Source organism: Saccharospirillum salsuginis, from assembly GCF_014651855.1.
GTDB classification, from domain to species: domain Bacteria; phylum Pseudomonadota; class Gammaproteobacteria; order Pseudomonadales; family Natronospirillaceae; genus Saccharospirillum; species Saccharospirillum salsuginis.
Map to the genome: position 1 here is coordinate 1 of NZ_BMXR01000010.1, position 20,148 is coordinate 20,148.

The window sequence follows — 20,148 nt, forward strand, 5'->3', positions numbered from 1 at the left end:
GAAATACCAATTGCGGGTGCCGGAGGGCATTCTAACCAGCATGAACGAGCCTAAAACCAATGTGATGCCGGCAAAAAAATACTCTCACAGCCTCACTGCCCACCCTACAGGAAAAAAATTACACCTTACCGTTCAGTTCCTTCAGCTCTTCACTCGTCCAGATCTTGCGCTTGAACCGGGGGTTTTTGGACGACATATCGATCTTGTACGCATGACGTTCCTGACCGTGTGGCAGATCGAGGATGTTGCACAATTCCTGCGCCAGCCATTTCTCGATTTTCAACACAACCAGCTTTTTGCGCAGTCGGCCTTGTTCGTCACGGTTCAAGATGGTGGGCAGGGTATTGAGGGTGAGAATTTCATCGATGGCGGGGTGGGCCATGCGTTCGCGGCCTTCATCGCTGGCGTAAAAATGGGAGACGCCGAAGACCAGTCGTTTTGGATTGATCTGTCGCAGGAACTGACAGGATTTCACCACAGTTCCACCGGTGCGTACCATGTCGTCGAACAGAATCACACTGGCGCCGTCCAGTCCGTCGAAGGTGTGTTCGCTTTCCTTATGCAGGGTGATTTCCACCTTGCGTTCATCGGTACGTTCTTTATCAAGCATGATGATCTTGGCTTTGGTCAGGCCGAGTTCATCGTACATGGCTTTGACGAATTCACGGGCGCCTTTGTCCGGCGCGCACAACACCAGTCCTTCGCCCTGGTCTCCGTATTCCAGGATGTCGGAATTCAGAATGTAGTGGGCGTAAATCTCGAAAGGAATAAGGTTATGGAAATTGCCATCGAAGACATCGGAGAATATTTTCTGCACCGAATAGGAGTGATTGTGAACGGTGACCACCGAATCCACGCCCGACAGCTTCAACATCTGCGCATAAAGCTTGGCGGTGAACGGCTGCCCATCGAACTTCTTGATGTCCTTGATGTCGCGCTCGAAGGTGGTTTCGCCCAGGTCGCGTCGCGGGCCCCGGTCCTGAGCACTGTAAAACAGATCGGGTTCGACCAGCACCACTTTCACGGCGCCGTTTTCCTTGGCTGCGCGGGCAATGATCAGATTCGCCATCGCCAATTCCTGACGGCTCTTCAGATGGCTGCTGGTACTGACAATGACAACGGACTTGCCTTCCAGAGTATGACCGATGTTGTCCATGTCGTGTTCGTCGGAGATGAAGCGCGGGCAAAACTCGGAGTTCATGAATTGCTTCATGCTGATCAGGTCGGCAATGTCTTCGAGTTGCCCCATGGCGTAGGCGATGTCAATGGCGAAGGGGTTATCGGCGACGTTGCTGACCACAACGACATTCTTTGACTGATCGGTCGGGAAAGTCATGTCAATTCCTATCTCGTGAAGGTGCGGGCCGTTTTTTGGCGACAGTGTAAACGGAGCCGGCACCTTTCGATAGGGTCGGGTCGCAATGACGGTATCGGGCGTCCGGAATCAAACGCCGGAAGAACCTCAGTAAACGCCCCGATACCGCTGCCACAGATGCATCATGGCCGCGCCAAGTCCCAGCAGGAACAACAGGAAGGTCAACAGGGCGCCGACGAACGGAATCAGCTGCACGATGTTGATCAACGCGATCGCCAACACGATGGCCAGCACCGACAACCAGCGTCCGGCGGTCTCCCCCCGTCCCGAGGCTTTCAACCCCTGGGCGGCGAGAAAGACCTGGCCGGTGATGCCGCCGATCAGCAACAGGATCAGATAACCGGCCAACAGCGTCAGTGCGAGAACGGCGCCCAGTCCGGTGAAAAACAGCGCCACGATCAGGATCGGAATCCCGATCAGGATCACAATCGCCAGGCCCAGGCTCTTGAACGGCGATGCGCGCAACTGTTCGGCCGCGCCGACGAGATAACCCGGGAACATCAGGTAGAGGACGATGGAGGTGACGATCGTCAGCAGTATTCCGAAAACACCGCCGCCCACACCCCAGTCGGGTCCCGGGCCTTCCCGTTCGGTTTCCTCGACCGGAAGCAGCGAGATGTCTCCGGAGACGTTGGCCCGGTTGTCGAAACGCTCGGGATCGGCGATGTGCAGCTCCACATTGCCATCGATGGTGGCTGTGGATGTCAGCACCACCCGGCTCGCATAGAGCGTCAGGTCGCCGTCGACCTGCCCCGAGATGGTGATGGTCTGGCCCGCCAGACGGGAGTCGGGGCCGATGCGCCCCTGAATGTTGATGTCGCGCCCGGCGAGCCAGGCCCAGTCGGTGATTCGACCGTTGGCACCGAGACGCACCGATTCACCCGCGCCGATCCAGTGGCCACCGATGGTTTCGTTCACCGCGAGCCTGCGTCCGGCCATGCGCACATCGTCGCCCACCGGTGCTTCGAGCCGGATCGTCTCGCCGGCGGCCATCAGGTCCTCGCCGACCGGGGCCAGGATGGCGATGTCGCGGCCGGCGGCGACCAGGTCCGCATCGACCGGCGCTTGTACGCTGATGGTTTCCCCCGTGAGGTACAGATCTTCCGACTGTGGCGTATCGATGGTGACGGTTTCACCCACGTTGTAGGCCGCGTACCCCGTGCCCAGGGCCAGCATCCCCAACAACGCCACCCAGACAGGCATCAATGATGGTTTCATTCGGCTCTCCTTGTTCTTCTGCGAATCGGTTTGCAGCCTACTCTATACCGGCTGCATGACCGGGTTTTGACCTTGCTCAACAGTAGCCGTTGAAACGATGGCCGACAACGGTGAAGGTCTAAGCCGTGACCGATGGACGCGAACAGCGGATTTGTGAGCCGAATTCTCAACTCGCCCGGTCGCCGTTGACCCGATGCCGGGGCTTTGCTCTGATGGCCGAAAAAACCAAGGACTCATCCGCATGAAGCACCCTTCCCTGCCCGGCGGCGTCAGCGCGCGCTGGCTCATCCTGGCCACCCTGTTCCTCGCCATCATCGTCGCGTGCTTCCGACAGGCACCGGCGCCGGAGTCGCCCGACGACACCGTCGATATCATTGCCCACGGCGGAGCCCAGGGACACGCCCCGGCCAACACACTGGCCGCGTTCGACCTGGCGTTGAACCAAGGCGCGACCGTGCTCGAAATGGACGTACAACAAACGGCCGACGACCACCTTGTAGTGATTCACGACGACACCCTGGACAGAACCACCGACGGCACCGGCGCGATCGCGGAGACCACGCTGGCCGAATTGAAAGCCCTGGATGCCGGCTGGGCCTTCGAAGACGACAGCGGTGGCTTCCCCTATCGCGGACGGGGCGTGGCGATTCCGACCCTGGCCGAAGTCTTCGAACGGTATCCGGATACCCCGATGATCATCGAGCTTAAGACCGAGGGCGGGACGGACATCATCCAGCCGGTGATCGATCTGGTGAAGGCTTTCGAGCGCGAAGACGATGTCGTACTGGCCTCGTTCAGCGAGGCCTTCCTGCAGCCGGTTCGGGAACAGCTGCCGACCGTGCGCACCAATATGCCGGAGTCCGAAAGCACCGATTTCTTCATCCGCCAGTTACTCGGTATTCACCCCTGGTGGCAACCGCCGGGGGACCTGCTGCAGGTTCCGGCCACCCACACGCTTAAGCTGGGTCCGATCACCCTGGAAGACATGACCGTACCGACACCGGGGTTTGTTCGCGCCGCGCATCGTCTCGGGCTGGATGTCCAGGTCTGGACCATCAACGATCCGGACCTCATGCACGCCTTGCTGGATGCCGGTGTGGACGGCCTGATCACCGACTACCCCGACCGGGCCCGGGCGGTCATCGCCGAACGCGAAGCCTCCCGGCTGGCCGTACGCGGACCCGATGTGCTGGCGCACTACGACGATCAACTGGCGCGTGCCGAGCACCTGCAAGAGGACCAGGGCTGGCTGACCCCGCTGATGCAGGCGGTTACCTTCCTCGGCGACGAGGAGTTTTATCTGATCGCCTTCCCGATCCTGTACTGGACCTTCAGCCGGCACCTGGGCATTCGCATCGGCCTCATGCTGCTGTTGACCGCCGGTCTCAACAGCGTTCTGAAACTGGTTTTGGCCACACCGAGGCCCCTGTTCCTGAAGCCGGAACTGGGCCTGGTGCACGAATCCAGCTTCGGCGTCCCGTCCGGTCATTCCCAGAACGCGGCGGCCATCTGGGGCACCACGGCCGTGCTTTTGCGGCGCTGGTGGCTGGCCTTACCGCTGGTCGGTTTGATCGGCCTCATCGGCTGGTCCCGCATCCACCTGGGAGCCCATTTTCTCGAGGACATCCTGTCCGGCTGGGCGATCGGCGCCTTGCTGGTGCTGGGCTTCGTGCTGCTCTCGCCCCGGATCGAAGCCTGGTGGTCGCGCCAGTCTCCCGCGCAGCGCATCCTGACCACGGTGACGGTCTCCTGGGCGCTGATCGCGGCCGCGGCCCTGCTTGTCGGTCGACTCCAGGGTTGGTCGCCACTCTGGCCGGGTTTACCCGACCCTGAGATCGTTGTCGCGCTCAGCCACACCGTGTCACCGGCCGGCACCCTGGCCGGTCTCGGCGTGGGACTGGTGCTGCTGCAGTCGGTCGGCGGCTTTACTACGGCCGGTTCATGGACACACCGACTGGCCCGCCTGGGCATCGGTTTTGCCGGAGTTCTGGCGTTCTGGCTCGGGCTGGGTGCCGTGTTTCCCGGAGGTGAAGCGCCACTCGACCTGACCCTGCGCTATCTGCGCTATGCCCTGGTCGGTGCCTGGGTCGTTGGCATCGCGCCCATCCTGTTCGTCCGTCTCGGCCTGTCCCAACCTGATAACCCCCGCACCACCGCGGCTTTGGGTTGAATGTTCCGGCCCGCGCCCCTAGGTAATTGAATCAGGGGCGTCGAATAGCCCCCGTCACAGGCCAGGCTCCGGGTTTTCCCGGGGCCCACCCTGCACTGTTCTGGACGACACACTGCCCCGAGCCACCCCCCAGAGGTGGCCCAAGCTGTTGGAGAGTCTATGAAACGGCGCGATGAACACCCCGAGCCGCATGGCCGGGAAGGCCAGGACCCATTCCAGGAACGCAAGCGCGATCCCGACCGTTCCTACCAGAAGAGCATTCAGCAAGGGGCCCTGTTTGTCTGGCTCGCCCTGGGGCTGTTACTGGTGTTCTACTACCTCGGCGCGGACGATCAGCAAAACACCACTCAACTTCAATACTCCGAATTTCTTCAGGCCGTCGACAGTGGCCAGGTCGCCGAAGTCACGCTGCGTGGTCAGGACATCGAGGGCCGGTTCACCGAGGCCGGCGTCCAGGCGCGCGGCGACAACGTTACCCCGTCCTTCACGACGCTGCGGCCGGATGTCGAAGACGCCCGCCTGTTGGAACGTCTGGAACAGCAAGACGTCACCATCGTCGCCCAACCGACCGAGCCAGCCTGGTGGCTGCAGATTCTGGTTCGGGCTCTGCCCTGGATCCTGATTCTGGGCCTGTTGTTCTGGCTCTGGAACCGGATGGCGCAACGCGCCATGTCCGGTCAGGGCGGCCTGTTCAACTTCGGGCGATACAAGGCCAGGAAGGTCCGCAAGGAGGACAGCGATGTTCGCCTCGATCAGGTGGCCGGCGCCGACAGCGCCAAACAGGAAATCACCGAAGTGATCGAATTCCTGAAAGATCCGGAGCATTTCCAGCGCCTCGGTGCCGATATTCCGCGCGGCATGCTGCTCATGGGGCCGCCGGGCACCGGTAAAACCCTGATGGCACGTGCCGTCGCCGGTGAAGCCAACGTGCCGTTCTACAGCATCAGCGGTTCGGAGTTCATCGAGATGTTCGTCGGCGTGGGGGCCTCGCGTGTGCGCGACATGTTCAAGGAAGCGCGGGAAAACGCGCCCGCGGTCATCTTCATCGACGAACTGGACGCCATCGGCCGGACCCGTGGTGCCGGCATGGGCGGCGGCCACGACGAACGCGAACAGACACTGAACCAGATCCTGTCACAGATGGACGGCTTCGACTCCCAGGAACCGGTGGTGGTCCTCGCCGCGACCAACCGGCCGGACGTGCTGGACCCGGCACTGCTGCGCCCCGGCCGCTTCGACCGCAAGATCACCATGGACCGGCCGGACCGCAAGGCGCGCGAGGCGATCCTGGGCGTCCACACGAAAAAGATCCCGCTGGCGGACGACGTCGAACTGCACCACCTGGCGGAGATCACCACCGGTTTTTCCGGCGCCGACCTGGCCAATCTGGTCAACGAGGCGGCACTGATGGCCGGTCGCAACAACCAGGACAGGGTCGACTGGTCCTGCTTCACTCAGGCGCGCGACCGGCTGATGCTGGGTCAGGCCCGCGATACCGTACTCAGCGATCGGGAACGTCACATTGTGTCCTACCACGAAAGCGGCCATGCCTTGCTGGCCTATCTGCTGCCGAACGCGGACCCGGTCGAGAAGGTCACCGTGATACCGCGCACCCACACCCTGGGTGTCACCGCCCAGGTGCCCCGGGAAGACCGCTACAACTTCGGCGAGGCCTATCTGCGCGATCGCATCGCCGTCATGTTCGGCGGCCGTCTGGCGGAATCGATCGAATTCGGGGAAGTCAGCACCGGCGCCGAGAACGACCTGAAACAGGCCACGGATCTGGCCCGGCGCATGGTGGCGCGCTGGGGCATGAGCGAACGCATCGGCCCGGCGGCCTTCGCCGAGAGCGAAGACCACGTCTTCCTGGGCAAGGAAATGGCCAAAGGCCGGGAACACAGCGAAGCCACGGCCACGCTGATCGACCAGGAGATCGAGACGCTGCTCAAGGACATCGAAGCCGAAGCCCGAGACTTGCTGAAACGCAACGAGCATAAACTGAAAGCGTTGGCCGAAGCCCTGGAAAAGCAGGAAACACTGGAAGCCTCGGACGTGGAACGGATCCTTGAGCAGGCCGCCTAGCCAGATACACTCTCATGGCGCGCCCAAAGCCGGGCATAAAGCCCGTCTGAACCGATCAGTTCGTCGTGCCGACCCAGCTCCCTCAGCCGGCCGTCGACGATGACCGCGATCCGGTCGGCTCGGGCGGCGGCGTCCAAGCGGTGCGTGATGGCGATGACGGTGCGGCCACGCAGTGCGGCATCCAGCCGTGACTCCATACGGCTGGCCACCGACGGGCCCATCGCCGCTATGGCTTCGTCCAGCACGACCACCTTCGGGTCCAGCAACAACAGCCGCGCGAGCGCGATCTGTTGCTCCTGCACCGGCGTCAGCCGGCGATGGCCGGAACCGACGGGTTCATCCAGTTCCGCCGGCAACGCCCGCACCCAGGCGGCCGCTCCGACCTGTTCGAGCACCCGCCACAACGCCGGGTCGTCGGCATCGGGCCGGGCCAGGCGTAAATCCTCGGCCAGGGTGCCGGAAAAGACATGGGCTTCCTGCGTCAACATCACCACCTGCTGCGGCAGGCTGTCTCCCAGCGCATCGAGCGCTGTCCCGCCGAGAAGAAGGCTGCCCGAGGTCGGTACTTCCATACCGGCAATCAGCTTGCCCAGCGTGGTTTTACCGGCACCGCTGGGGCCGACGACGGCCAGGTGTTCGCCAGGCGCGACGGACAGATCGATATCGGACAGAACTCTGGGATCCTGCTCGTGGAAGCGAAAGTTCAGCGATCGGATGTCGAGGCTGGCGTCCTTCGGGCATGCCTCGGCGGGTCGCGGTGCACGGGCGACGGAACGCACGCCCAGCACCCGACGATAGGAAGCCGACGCCGATTGCAGATCGTCCATCAACTCGAGCAAGACGCTGACGGGCTTGATCAACCGCAGTTGATAGAGCGCGGCCGCCGTCACCAGACCGAGTGTGAGCGACCCATCCTCGACCAGAACGGTTCCGATCATCAGGGTACCGATCAGCGCCAGGGTCTGCCCGGCGATCACGGCCGGTCGCAACGCATTGCGCGCCCGGGTAGCCGCCATAACGGCGTCATAAATGCCGTCGGCCCCAGCCTGGACCGATGCGTTGGCCTCCTCCCGGAACCCATAGGCCCGCACCGTTCGCCAGCCGGTGGCGAATTCCTGGACGCGACCCATCAGGGTACCGACGCGTCGTCGCTCCTCGTCATAGCGCGGCGGTGCGTGACGCAAATACCAGCGGCCCCCGAGCACGACCGGCACCATGCCGACCAACAGGGCCAGGGCGAACCAGGGCGAGATCAACAACAGGCCGATGAACAGAAGGCCGATCTCCAGCGCCGCCAGGGCGCATTCGGGCAAGGCGTTGCGGATCACACGGGTCAGCGAGTTGATGTCCGATGTCATGCGACTGACCAGATCGCCCACCCCGGCGCGTTCCAATCGGGTCAGCGGTACCGACAGGGCCTGGCCAAGCAGGCCGTTGCGCAGGCGCTCCAGGATAACCTCCCCCACCTGTGACAGTTTCACCTGCCCGACCCCGGTCAGCCCGGCGCCGACCAGAACCACAGCAAAGAACGCCACGGCGTGCGGCAGCAACAAGTCGGCGCGCCCGCTCGTGGTCAGGTCGATGATGCGTCCGAGCACGATCGGGCCCAGCAGGCCGATGCCCGTGGCCACGACCAGGATCAGCGAGGCCCGGACCAGGGCCGGAAGATCGGCCCCGATCATCGGGCGGATGGATCGACGAACCTCCCGGCCATCCGCGATCGGGATACGTGCCTCCTGTGTGGATTCCCGGGCGACCGTCATGAGACACCTCCGGCGTCGACCGGGGCATCGATCGACAGCGCGGCCCGGTAACCGGGCAACCGCCCGGCCAGTTCCCGGTGCGAGCCCCGATGCACCTCACCGTCGTCGGACACAAACACCACACAATCCAGAATACCCAGCAATTGCACGCTGTGGGTGAAGATCACGGTGGTTCGTCCGCTTCGCGCCGCGGGGAAACGCTCGGCGAACAGGGCTTCGGTATAGGGGTCGAGCGCGCTGGTCGGTTCATCCAGAATCAATACCTCCGGGTCGGCCACCAGGCTACGGGCCAGAGCCAGCCGTTGCCGCTGACCGCCGGACAGAGAGCGCCCCTGGCCGGTCACCGCTTCATCGAGCCCGGGACGATCGACCAGATCATCGGCGGCGACGCTGGTCAACGCGCGAAGGCAATCATCCCGACTCGCGGACGGCCGGGCCTCCGTCAGGTTGCTGTGCACAGTGCCGCTGAACAGAAAGGCATCCCGCTCGACCAATACTCGGCCATTGGCGGATAAGCATTCAGTGAAGGCGTGTACCAGGCCGTCGAGGTAATTGGCTTTTCGTTCGCCGTCCGCCAGGACAACGCCTACCTGACGGTCTTTCAAGTCGTCGACATCGAAGCCGACATCGACCGGATCCGCCGGTTTCACGGCACAGTCGGTCGACAACGTCTGCGCGACACGATTCGCGGCCGCCAGGGCGCGGGCCCATTTGTTGCCGACTTCACCGAAGGTCGCGACCGGCACCACCAGATAACCGGCAAAGCCGAACGCCGTCACCAGTTCACCGGGACTGAGTTGCCCCGCCAACACCAGATAGCCGCCGGTCCAGACCACGGCGAACAGCAACAGCCCGGGAACCACGACCCGGAATACGTCCCAGCCGGCGTCGAGTCGGGCGACTTCGACCGCGGCGGAACGCACCGCTCCGGCACGCTCCCGATAGCGCGCCAGTGCGGTTCGCTCGCCACCGAAGCCTTTGAGAATACGCAAGCCGCCCAACAAATCCGTAGCCAGACTGGTCATCGAGGCCATGCGCCATTGTTCACGCGTCGCGCGCTGTTCCAGCGGACGCCACAGCGGCACCATCATGAGCACGATCGGCGGCAACCCCAGTATCACGATCAACCCCAGCGGGACGGACATGGCAAACAACAGCACGGCCACCGTCACAAAGGTGACCACCGAGGCCGTACCGCGCAGGGTCACATCCATGGCGATGCCCATGCTTTTGGCGTCGAAATCCAGATGGTTCAGGATCTGACCGGGCGTGCGAACCTCGGCCAGAGCGCTGTCTTCTCGAAACAGGCGACCACTGAAGGTTTCGGTCACGATGCGTGTAGAATCGGAAAAGAGCCGCACCGCCATCCAGTGCCGCACGATTCCGAATACGGATTCGGACACCGCCAGCACCAGCACGGCCACCAGCCAGAACGACAGCCGCGCCAGATCCCCCGGCGCGATGCCCTCATCGACCGCCCGACCCAACACCAGCGGGATAAGGGCCTGGGACAGCATCCAGCCGATACCGGCCAGCATGCCGAGGGGGATGATGCGACGATGGGTGGAGAGCAACCAGCGCAGCAGGCGCCAGCCGGTGACGGGGTCGGGAAAGCGGGTCGGATAACGTTGAATGCGGTGCGGGGTGGGAATGATGCCGTGGGACATGATCCGGTCGAATGGCTCCTTGGTAATCTATAAGACCCGATCCATAGGGTTACACTTTATCGGGAACCACTGAGTTTACCGGAGCCCGCCGACAATGTATTCGACGCCGGCTCAATCGTCCTGAAGACGTTCGGATCCGTTCACCTCCTCAAGCCGTCTTTTCTGAGCGCGGTCTTTCAGAAAGTCCACGAAATCCAGCAGAAGCTCCCGGTCCGATTCCAACAACGAGGAGAACGCATGTTGCAACGCCGCCGCCTGCCGGTCGAACTCGGAGGCGGACGGGTCGTCGGGTGACGGCAGGGAATGGTTGACCACATCGCCCAGGGTGAGCCCCAGGACTTCAACGATGCGATGCAGGACATCGAAGCTCGGCTTCACCTGGTCCCGCTCGATCTTGGAGATGTAACTGATTGACAATCCGGACTGTTGAGCGACCTCGGATAGCGTCACCGCCCGACTTTTCCGCAACGACCGCAATCGGGCGCCGATGTCTATCGATCCGTTTACCGGCTCACTCATCAGACTATACCAGATATTCCTAATCTATGAATAAAACTCATCAAACTGGAATGGTGATGCCTTCCCTATAGAAAAGTACACCAACCCGATTATGTACCACTGTTTCAGATTACATTTCTTTGCAAGACTGGATGAATTGAGCGTCATCATGTGGCTAAAAACCAGAAAAGTCTCTATTTATCCTATATTGAGAATTAATTATCCACACAGGACAATATACGACGAAACGTTCGGTATGGATTAATTGAACCCTATTCAAGGGGAAATCATCAAGACTCGGAAGGCTGTCGAAGTGACAAAGGAGGGCAAAAAAGTAGGCTCTCCGAAGCCGAAGAGCCATTGGCTTTCAAATAAATTTCACAAATAAACCGTTGAGGTACAGGCGGCCTCACCGAGGATTCGAGCAATTACCCTCATTCAACGGGCTCTTTCCGCAACAGCTCCTCCATCTCGGCCGGTGGCACCCCTTTGCTGAACCAGAAACCCTGCCCCCAGGCGGCCGGCGTCGCGGTTTTCAACAGCAGACGGCGTTGCTCGTCGGTCTCGATACCCTCGGCGATCGTCAGCAAATTCAGTTGACTGGCCATCTGCTGGATGATCGGCACCAGGGAAGCGCCCTTGTGGTTGTCGGTACCCAACTCGCTGATGAAGCTGCGATCGATCTTCAGCGACTGGATCGACAGATGCTGCAGACGGTTCAATGACGAGTAGCCGGTACCGAAGTCGTCGATGGCGAGTTGGAATCCCTTGGCGTTCAGGTCGGTGAGCAGCGCCTCGATCGCTATCGGGTCGTGCATCAGAGCGTTTTCGGTCACTTCGAGATGAACCCACAAGGGGTCGACGTGCGGTCGAACCAGGGCGGCGAAATGTTCTGCGTCCGCATCGGGATAGAGTTGATTGACGCTGACGTTCACCGCCATGGCGAGGGAATATCCCGCGTCGTGCCAGGTTCGTAACTGGCGTGCGGCGGTATCCAGCACCCAATCGCCTATCGGTTTGATCAGACCGATCTCCTCCGCCAGGGGCATGAAGGAGCCGGGCATGACCAGATCCCCATCGGGTTGACGCCACCGAATCAAAGCCTCGGCGGCCACAATGCGGCAGGTGCTCAGCTCGAAAATCGGTTGGTAATGCAGTTCGAATTCATCGTCCGCCAGGGCCTGGCGAAGCTGGCTCTCCAGCGACAGACGCCGGTGACGACTGGTCGCCAGGTCCGGCGTGAACAGACAACCTTGTCCGCCGCCCCGGCGCTTGGCCTCGTACATGGCCTTATCGGCGTTTTCAATCAGCGCCAGACCGGTTTTGCCATGATCGGGGCACAGGCTGATCCCCACACTCGCCTTCAACCGATAGGGGTAGTTGCCGGCCACCAGCGGCTCGCTCAAATGGTCGATGATACGTTTCGCCAGATCCCGGGCATTGGCGGCGATTTGCTCGGTGCTGTTTGATTCGCCGGAGCGCGGGTCGTCGTTCATGACCACCAGGAATTCGTCACCGCCCTGGCGGACCACCAGATCCTGATCACGCACGGCGTTTTGCAGGCGCCGACCAATCTGCCGCAACACCCGGTCGCCGACGTCATGTCCTAGGGCATCGTTGATCAGCTTGAAGCCGTCCAGGTCGATGAACAAAACAGCGCACTCGGTCGCCTGTGTGTCGTTTCGGGCCAGCAGGTTGTTCAGATAATGGATCAGATGACGTCGATTGGGCAGCCCGGTCAAGGCATCGGTGTAGGCCAGGTAGTGAATTTCCGAGGCCTGGGCTTCCCGTTCGCGTTTCACCCTGAGGTTATTCACACCATAGGTCAGGTTGTCGGCCAGACGCTCGAATAACTGGCGTTCCTCGTAGCCGAACCGGTTGGGCTTGTCCGAGTAGATGGTCAGGCAGCCGTGCGGTTCCGTTTCGGTGATCAGCGGCAGGGCGATGACCGACGCCAGGCGATGGAACAAGGCCCGATCGCGAATGTAGGACGGCCCCAGATCGCGGGCGATGTCGCGCAGGCTGTGCGGCCGGCCGGTCATGATCGCCTTGAGGGCAAGGCTTTCGTAATTCGGATCGTTCCCCAGCCCCAATGTCATTTCCGGCACGAACGCCGCCGCGGGTCCGGCGCAGGCGTGGATCGCCACCGATTTGTGCTCCGCATGAGTGGCAAAGCCGATCCAGGCGAGACTGAAACCGTCCTCTTCGACGATGGTTCGACACAGGGAACGCAACAATTCCTGTTCGCTGGTCGATCGGACGATGACCCGGTCACAGGCGTTGAGGGTCCGCAATGAACTGACGACGCCTTTCAACTGACGCTGGTTTTCGATCTGCTCGAGTGAGAGTTCGCGCAATCGACGCAGGTTATCGATACGGGTTTTCAGTTCCAGTCGTGTGGTCGGGACATTCAGGATATCGTCGACGCTCTCTCCCAGTTCCCGGGTGGCCTCGGTTCGTGGCGTGCTGCGACGGTCCGTCACCAACAGGACCGGCAGAGCCATGACACCGGCCAGTTGACGCAGCCGAAGTATGCGTTCTTTCTCGCGTCTCAATGAGGCGACATCGATCAAAATGAGTTCCGGCAGTCTCGCCGGGTAGACATCGTCGTCCGGGTCCGGAAGCGAGGGACTCAACTCGAACGAGCCCTCCATCATTCTGGACAACAGTTTCGCGTTGGCCTCGTTTTCCAGCATCACCGTGATGCCGGGCGGACCGCGCGTCGGTAACCGGTTGACCGTCATAGTGACTCTCCGCCCCCATCTTTCACCGTCTCCGGCACGCCGCTGAGGATGCCTCTCATGCCACGTAACGGGGGTCCCACCATGATGCCGGACCCGGCGATTTCGAATTCCCGAATCGACTTTTCGAAGTTGCCGGCACGTTTCTTCAGAATGCCGATTGTCTTGCGCAATTCACCGTCCATCTCCATGTAGCGCAACAGGAGAATGTTGTCGGCCAGATAACTGAGCCCATGCTCGGTGACGCGGGTCTGGTTGCCGGTGATCGCATACACCTCGTTGACCAGCAATACCGTGGCGCCCATATTGACCAGATAGCGACACAGGGCGTGTACCCGTTCCGCCAGATCCTGGCCTCGCACCGACTGGTGATAACCGGACAGGCTGTCGATCATCACCAGACTGGTTCCGCGCTCCTCGACTTCCGCTCTGACGACGGCGGCGAACTGATCGGGGTTGTAGTGCAGCGGTTCAACGGCTTCGAAATGCAAATATCCGTCATCCACCATCTGTTTAACAGGCAGGTTGATGGCCTTGCAACGCGTGTAAAAAGTGGAGGCACCTTCGTCGAAACTGTAGATCACGGACCGTTCACCGCGTCGGGCGGCTTCCGTCATCAGTTGGGCACCCAGTGTGGTTTTACCGACACCGCTCGGACCGGAGAACAACGTCACGGTGCCGCTTTCGAGCCCGCCGTGCGTCAGTTCATCCAGCTCACGAATGCCCGTACTCAGCTGTCGCAGCTCGGCCATGCGACCGTGGTCATCCGGCACCAGGCGCGGATACAGGGTCATGCCACCGTGCCCCAATTGATAGTAGTGCATGCCGTCGGCGAAGCCGGACCCTCGCAGCTTGTTGATTCGGCACAAGCGTCCGTTTTCCGTGTGTTCCAGGCTAATAACGCCATCGCTGAGAAACGCCAGAGCTTCATCGTCCTCACCCGGCACGGTTTCCGAGGTGAACATCACCGTGGCCTTCTCGGCGGTCAGACCACGCAGCAGGGACAACACCTGTTTGCGAAACTGATAGGCGTCCATCGTCACGTAGCGCAGCTGACTGAGCGAATCGATCAGGACACGTTCCGGCTTGTGCTCACGCACATGATTCAGAATCGTCTCGTGAATGGAGTTCCCCGCTATGTCCCAACTCTCCAGCAGGCTGGTCGAGCCTTCGTCCTCGTCCTGGCCGGGCGTCAATTCCAGTACTTCGACGCTATCCATAGGCAGTCCGGCGCGCTCGGCATCGTCACGCAATTGCGCTTCGGATTCGCCCAGAGTCACAAACAGACTGCTACCCGCGTCGCCTTCGATCAGAAAATGCAGCCCCAAAGTCGTCTTGCCGGAGCCGGGTCCGCCACGCATCAAATAGGATCGATGTGGCAACAGGCCCCCATTCAGGATTTTGTCGAGTCCTTTTACCCCGGTGGATAATCGATTATCTCGGGTAGGTGTCATAACGTGACCTCGTGCAGGAAAGGTGAACATCCATGTGAAATCGCAAGCCATTAACTTCAATAGCTTTCATGTAAGGAAAATATATCAATTTGTTTTTCCATATAAGACAAATTATGGAAAACCTGCAACCCATCGCCGAAGCACCAGACCAAGGTTTCGCCCAACGTCATTCAATGTCGGTGAATGTCGGCAAGACTCGCCTTTTTCTCCTGATTCAACACGCCCTTTAAATTCGGCCAGCTCCAGGAACGGAGCGTCCACCGGCATCGACCGGGTCGACCCGAAACACGGCGGTATGTCACATTTCCGATGTCCAATGCTTGTTTTTTAAACAGCTTTCTTTAAGGTATGTAAGCGCTTTCATTATGTATAAGAAGAAGCCAACCCTACAAAAACAAGAAGGAAAGCATTATGCCAACACACGCCAGACGCGCCGGCGTGATCAGCTTGATCGCCGGCCTGACCACAACCCTGGCTTCGGCTGCTACCAGTAATTTTCAACCCTGTCGGCCACGGGTCTGCCAATTAATGGATAACGGACTACTAAATCTCTGTCCAACAATCTGTTCCAATAAGACCTCAAGTGGCTTGACTGCAGTCCACAATCTCAAAGTCAAGGGCCTAATAGCCTTTGAATAACGAATTGAAGTTGAGCGTTATTAAGTCGCCAAATAATTTTGCCGAAAGCGGCGGTTTGTATTGTTTGAAAGCAGCTTCAATATTACTAAAATCAAGACCTTCTTTAGGGTTGTTGGGGCCAATCCAATACCGACTATTGTCTCCAAATGGTTCCATTACAACACATTGGTGGTTTAGGTATTTAAACCAAATATGGATATCATCCCACTTGCTGAACAATTTCCGTCTATCAACTTCGGTGACCTCATCAATACTACTAAGGATACGAGTTATTGATTTTAAGGTTACATAGGCATTGTCAATCTCAAACCCAACGGAAGAATTAGGCTCCGTGTTTTTATCTGGATAAGTTTTCATTTCCAACCCTTCCCGAATTGGTTATTAGTCACAACCACAACCGTTAACTCCACCTTCGCGGTATTTATATCTGTAGTTGCGCACGTTGTTGCCATAATTGATCCGGTTCCGCTTGCTGTAGATCTTGGTGAAAAGCCTATTACCCTGCAAAATCAATCACTCTGACTTCTATGATTTAGATCAAGATAGTTATTGAACTCCTTAATATGGGCATACCCTAAACCACCATGAAATAGTAGATTGGGATAAACCCAGTAAAGCTCTGGGTCTCTCGAGTCTTGCTTTAGAACTAGTGCAATGCTCTTACCTTGGCAATATAGCTCTAACCTATATGTCTTAGTCGGTCTGGAACCACTTCTTTTTGTTTGGGATAAATTGTTTAATGATTCTGTTAATACAGAACTATCTTTTACTTGGGTTCCGTTCAACAGGACATTAACATCTTTGCAATCAGATATGAATTGTATTTTTCCTTTGTATATATAATTTACCGTGTGGAATGAAATAATGGGTGCTGCAATAAGCAAGATTATTGTTATTCCTGCTTTCTTTACATCGGATCCTTTTGGGCTATCATGAGAAATAACTTTTGAAGTCTTTAAAATAATATATATCAATAGCGACAGAAAGGATCCCGCAATAAACACTATTGTCAGGATCCAGGTTGCTTGCAAGTAATTCATTGACATTTAGAATCCTTTCCAAATAAGGAGGAAAAGAAATCAACAATACCTCCATAGTTAAATGAAATGAGCGTTGTCGTATCAGTTACATAGCCTGAAGCTCCAACTGGGGTTCCAACTCCAAGTCCAAGCGCTGCATAGCCGCCACTAAAGCCGTTGCCAAACATCGCTCCTGCTTCACCAACTATGACTTCTCCGCCATCTACTGCAGTTTGACTGCCAAATCCTTCTAAATCATAAATAGTTTCTGCTGTAGTATACTCTATACTTCCCGTAGCCGAAGCACCTGGAGTATCTCCACCTCCACCTGAGACAAATTGTATACCTATATTTTGATTCCCATCTGAAACTAGATTTAATCCGAAGGTCGCTCCAGCCCCCCATCCAAATGAAAAATTAGCACCACCTGCGACAGTATATAAACCAAAGGGATCAATTATGTTTATTGGATTGTTTGCAGCGTATTGATAAACGTTTACCCCACCTTTTACACCAATAGGGTCGTCAGTTGTATAGCGGCCACTACCAGGATCAAAGTAGCGATTAAGATTATAGTGTAGCCCCGTTTCACTGTCGAAGTACTGCCCCGGGAAGCGCAGTCTGTTTTCAACTGTGTTCACGCTATTTGACATTTTTCCGAATGCTCGATAGTCAGCTTGCCAAACCATTGTTCCACTGCTGCCCACGACTTCATGTGCCGTGCCCAAGTGATCCCGAAGGTAATGATAGGCCTCACCGTTCTCCACAAACCCGACCGGTGTTAGGCCTTCCAGTATGTAACGCCGCTCAGTCCCGTTTCGGGTTTCGCCGACCAGATGCGTGCCCGACCAATAAAATTCCGTGGCTTCGGTCCCCAGATTGTTCTGCTTGGACCAACGGCGTCCCATCGGACCATAGGCATAGCTGTAATCGACCGTAGGCTGGGTATCCGCATCGTCGTTTGGATAAGCCTGGTAGCTTACCAATTGATCGAGGTTGTTGTAGGTATATCGCTCCACCTCGCCGGTGGTTTTATCAATCTTCTCGATTCGATTGCCGTTGATGTCGTAGGTGTAGCTGTGCGTATCGTCTTCGAGCAGCCGATTGGCGGCGTCATATTGGGCGTTGTTGTTCAGTCGATTGCCCAAGGCGTCGTAGCTGAAGGATTCGGGATGGCTGGGAGACTGAACGTCGGTCAGGCGGCCGGTATCGTCGTAGTCGAAGGCTCTTGTTTCATCGGCGACGCCTTGCCATTGGCTGACACGGCTGGCCGGGTCGTATTGATAGTCGTGGCTACGCAGGCCATTGCCATGATCGATCTGGCTTAGTTGGTTGGCGGCATCGTAGGACAGGCTACTGTTAGCGGCGTTACGGTCCAATGCAGTCAGCCGGTTCAGAGCGTCGTAGGTGTATTGGTACAGGGTGCCGTCGACGTCCAGTTGGCTGAGCAGACCTTTCACGTTGTACGTTTGGCTTTGAGTGATGCCCAGTCCAGCCAATTGGGTGGTCTCGTCCTCGGCGTTGTATTGGTAAGTCGTGGTTTCTCCATTGACGGTCTCGCTGACTTTGCGACCAAAGGCGTCGTATTCCAAGGTGACGACGCCGGTATTGTTTTCAGCGCGGACCTGTTGGTCCCGATCATTGTAGGCGTAGGAGTAGGTATCTTCGTTGCCGATGGATTTTTGCACCAGGCGTTTGGCATCGTCGTAATCGTGGGTAATCACCACACCACCCGGGCGGGTGATGCTCGCCAACAGGTTGTCGCTGCGATAAGTGTATTCGGTCACGGTACCGTCGTAGAAGGTTCTTCGGTTCAATCGACCGAAGGTGTCGTAATCGTACTGGACGCTCTCCCCATTGGGCGCGGTGACTTGGGTCCGCCGGCCGGCGGCGTCGTAGGCGTAGGTGGTGGTGTCACCGTTGCCGTCGGTCGCGCTGATCAGCCGGTCCCGTTCGTCGTATTGGAAGCTCTGGGTTTCTCCGGCCGGGTTGACGATCTGGATCAGGTTGTTTCGGGCATCGTACTGGTACTGGGTGGTCCGTCCCAGAGCGTCGGTGGCGGTCAGCGGTAACCCGTGGTCGTTGTAGGTGAATTGGGTCTGGTGGCCCAGTGCGTTGGTGGTTTGCGCCAGGTCGCCATTCTCGGTCCAGCTTAGTGTTGTTACCTCGCCGGCTGGATCGGTAACGGTCAGCGGGTTGCCTTGATCGTCATAGGCCAGGGTCGTGGTGCGGCCGCTGCGGGTCTGAACGCTCAAGGGCCAGGGATGGCCCTCGTCATCGTATTGGGTCGTTACCGTGCCGCGCTCGTCGGTGCGGGTCAGCTGGTTGCCGTACTCGTCGTAGGTGAAGTGATATTCCGTTCCCATGGGGCCGACATAACGGGTGACCAGGCTGTCATCGTCGCGGTCGTATTGAACGGTGCGACCCAGTGGCGCGTCGATGCGTGTGTACTGGCCGGTTTCGTTGTAGGTGAACACCCACTGACTGCCCTGGCTGTCGGTCTTGGTGGTACGGTTGTTGGCCGGGTCGTATTGATAGGTGAAGGTGTTTTCGTATTCGGTATAGGTGGCGACTTTTGTACCGTCATAAGTGACGGAGGTTTCGACCACACCGCTGGCGTCCGTGATCCGGGTCAGGTGGGCATAGGTGTGGCCGTCGCCGACCGGACTATAGTCAGTATAGTCGTATCGGCGTACGCCACCAGTGGGATCCGTTACGGCCACCAGCTCGCCATCCTGGTCGTAGTCGTATTGCCATTCGCGGCCGGTATGATCGCGTATGGCGGTGATCAGTCCGTTGGTGTTGTAGTCGTAGTTGAGCGAACGGCCATGGTCATCGGCTTTCTGGACCAACCGGCCCTGGTCGTCATAGCTGTAGTGAATGGCATTGCCATTGCGGTCCACTTCCGTTTGCAGGTTACCGTCCTTGTTATAAATCTTATAGCGGCCGTCGCGTTCTTCCAATCTCGCTTTCCCGTTGCTCAGCCGGGTCACCACGTCGAACAGGCCCGGAGCCTTGAATGTGCCGTCGTCCTGTTCGGTGTAGACGTAACGTTTGCCATTGGGTAGGCGGCGAACGTATTGCGGGATAAAGGAGTCGCTGGTATTGCCGCCGGTGTACTTGTAATTGAAGACCAGGCCCTGGTCGCAACTCATGCTCCAGCCGGCGCCCAGAGGACCAACCCTTGGGTCGTGCGAGTTGAACGTCCGGGTCACCGCCAGAGTCGGGCGCCCCTTGAGCTGGACGTCGGTCTCCTGCCAGATGAAGTGGCCGGTTGACAAATAGACAGGCGACCCCTGGCTGTCGCAATTGTCCGGATCGTTTTCGCACTCCCCGCCTTCACACGGTCCCGGATCGTCCGGTTGGTTGGGTTCGGTGGTGTCGTGCCCCTGGTCCCAGGGAAAATGATAGGCCTGTGCTGGCATGAAGACGGTCAGGCCGATCAATAGAAACAGACACGCCAGCAGGCCATTGGCGAATCGGTCAAGGCGATAGGGTGTTGCGGATAAAACGCTGTTCATG

The 20,148-nt window shown here is 58.7% G+C and carries 12 protein-coding genes; 2 read left to right on the plus strand and 10 right to left on the minus strand.

Annotated features, from left to right (window positions below; all coding sequences use genetic code 11):
* Window positions 1–118: 118 nt before the first annotated feature.
* Together IE111_RS18210 and IE111_RS18215 are read right to left on the minus strand one after the other, a co-directional pair.
* On the minus strand, window positions 119–1,336 hold the full coding sequence (locus IE111_RS18210) for a phosphoribosyltransferase family protein (protein ID WP_189611429.1): 1,218 nt from the start codon (window positions 1,334–1,336) through the stop codon (window positions 119–121).
* Window positions 1,337–1,462: 126 nt separating this feature from the next.
* Window positions 1,463–2,593, minus strand: a complete 1,131-nt coding sequence (locus tag IE111_RS18215) for a DUF8173 domain-containing protein (protein WP_189611432.1) — start codon at window positions 2,591–2,593, stop codon at window positions 1,463–1,465.
* Between the two features lie 241 nt (window positions 2,594–2,834).
* Here IE111_RS18215 and IE111_RS18220 point away from each other — a divergent pair, with 241 nt between their 5' ends.
* Both IE111_RS18220 and ftsH read left to right on the plus strand, forming a co-directional pair.
* Complete coding sequence (locus IE111_RS18220; RefSeq protein ID WP_189611434.1) at window positions 2,835–4,763, plus strand: glycerophosphodiester phosphodiesterase family protein; 1,929 nt, start codon at window positions 2,835–2,837, stop codon at window positions 4,761–4,763.
* A gap of 159 nt (window positions 4,764–4,922) precedes the next feature.
* Entirely contained in the window at window positions 4,923–6,845 is a 1,923-nt protein-coding gene (ftsH, locus tag IE111_RS18225) for an ATP-dependent zinc metalloprotease FtsH (protein WP_189611437.1), read from the plus strand.
* Here ftsH and IE111_RS18230 read toward each other — a convergent pair.
* From IE111_RS18230 to IE111_RS18265, 8 genes are all read right to left on the minus strand, one after another.
* The gene (locus tag IE111_RS18230; protein WP_189611439.1) at window positions 6,842–8,608 is read right to left on the minus strand and encodes an ABC transporter ATP-binding protein; all 1,767 of its coding nucleotides are present in this window, start codon (window positions 8,606–8,608) and stop codon (window positions 6,842–6,844) included. The genes ftsH and IE111_RS18230 overlap by 4 nt on opposite strands.
* Window positions 8,605–10,275 carry an ABC transporter ATP-binding protein gene (locus IE111_RS18235; protein ID WP_189611442.1) on the minus strand — a complete coding sequence of 557 codons (1,671 nt, stop codon included), beginning with the start codon at window positions 10,273–10,275 and terminating at the stop codon, window positions 8,605–8,607. The genes IE111_RS18230 and IE111_RS18235 overlap by 4 nt, the downstream gene beginning before the upstream one ends.
* A 111-nt stretch (window positions 10,276–10,386) precedes the next feature.
* The gene (locus tag IE111_RS18240) at window positions 10,387–10,794 is read right to left on the minus strand and encodes a helix-turn-helix domain-containing protein (RefSeq protein ID WP_189611444.1); all 408 of its coding nucleotides are present in this window, start codon (window positions 10,792–10,794) and stop codon (window positions 10,387–10,389) included.
* 413 nt (window positions 10,795–11,207) lie between these two features.
* Window positions 11,208–13,517, minus strand: a complete 2,310-nt coding sequence (locus IE111_RS18245; protein ID WP_189611446.1) for a putative bifunctional diguanylate cyclase/phosphodiesterase — start codon at window positions 13,515–13,517, stop codon at window positions 11,208–11,210.
* A complete protein-coding gene (locus IE111_RS18250) occupies window positions 13,514–14,968 on the minus strand; it encodes an ATPase domain-containing protein (RefSeq protein WP_189611447.1) in 1,455 nt (484 codons plus the stop codon). Before IE111_RS18250 ends, IE111_RS18245 begins: the two co-directional genes overlap by 4 nt.
* A gap of 621 nt (window positions 14,969–15,589) precedes the next feature.
* The gene (locus IE111_RS18255) at window positions 15,590–15,964 is read right to left on the minus strand and encodes a hypothetical protein (RefSeq protein ID WP_189611449.1); all 375 of its coding nucleotides are present in this window, start codon (window positions 15,962–15,964) and stop codon (window positions 15,590–15,592) included.
* 152 nt (window positions 15,965–16,116) lie between these two features.
* On the minus strand, window positions 16,117–16,653 hold the full coding sequence (locus IE111_RS18260) for a hypothetical protein (protein WP_189611451.1): 537 nt from the start codon (window positions 16,651–16,653) through the stop codon (window positions 16,117–16,119).
* Complete coding sequence (locus IE111_RS18265) at window positions 16,644–20,147, minus strand: RHS repeat-associated core domain-containing protein (RefSeq protein ID WP_189611453.1); 3,504 nt, start codon at window positions 20,145–20,147, stop codon at window positions 16,644–16,646. Before IE111_RS18265 ends, IE111_RS18260 begins: the two co-directional genes overlap by 10 nt.
* Window position 20,148: the final 1 nt, after the last annotated feature.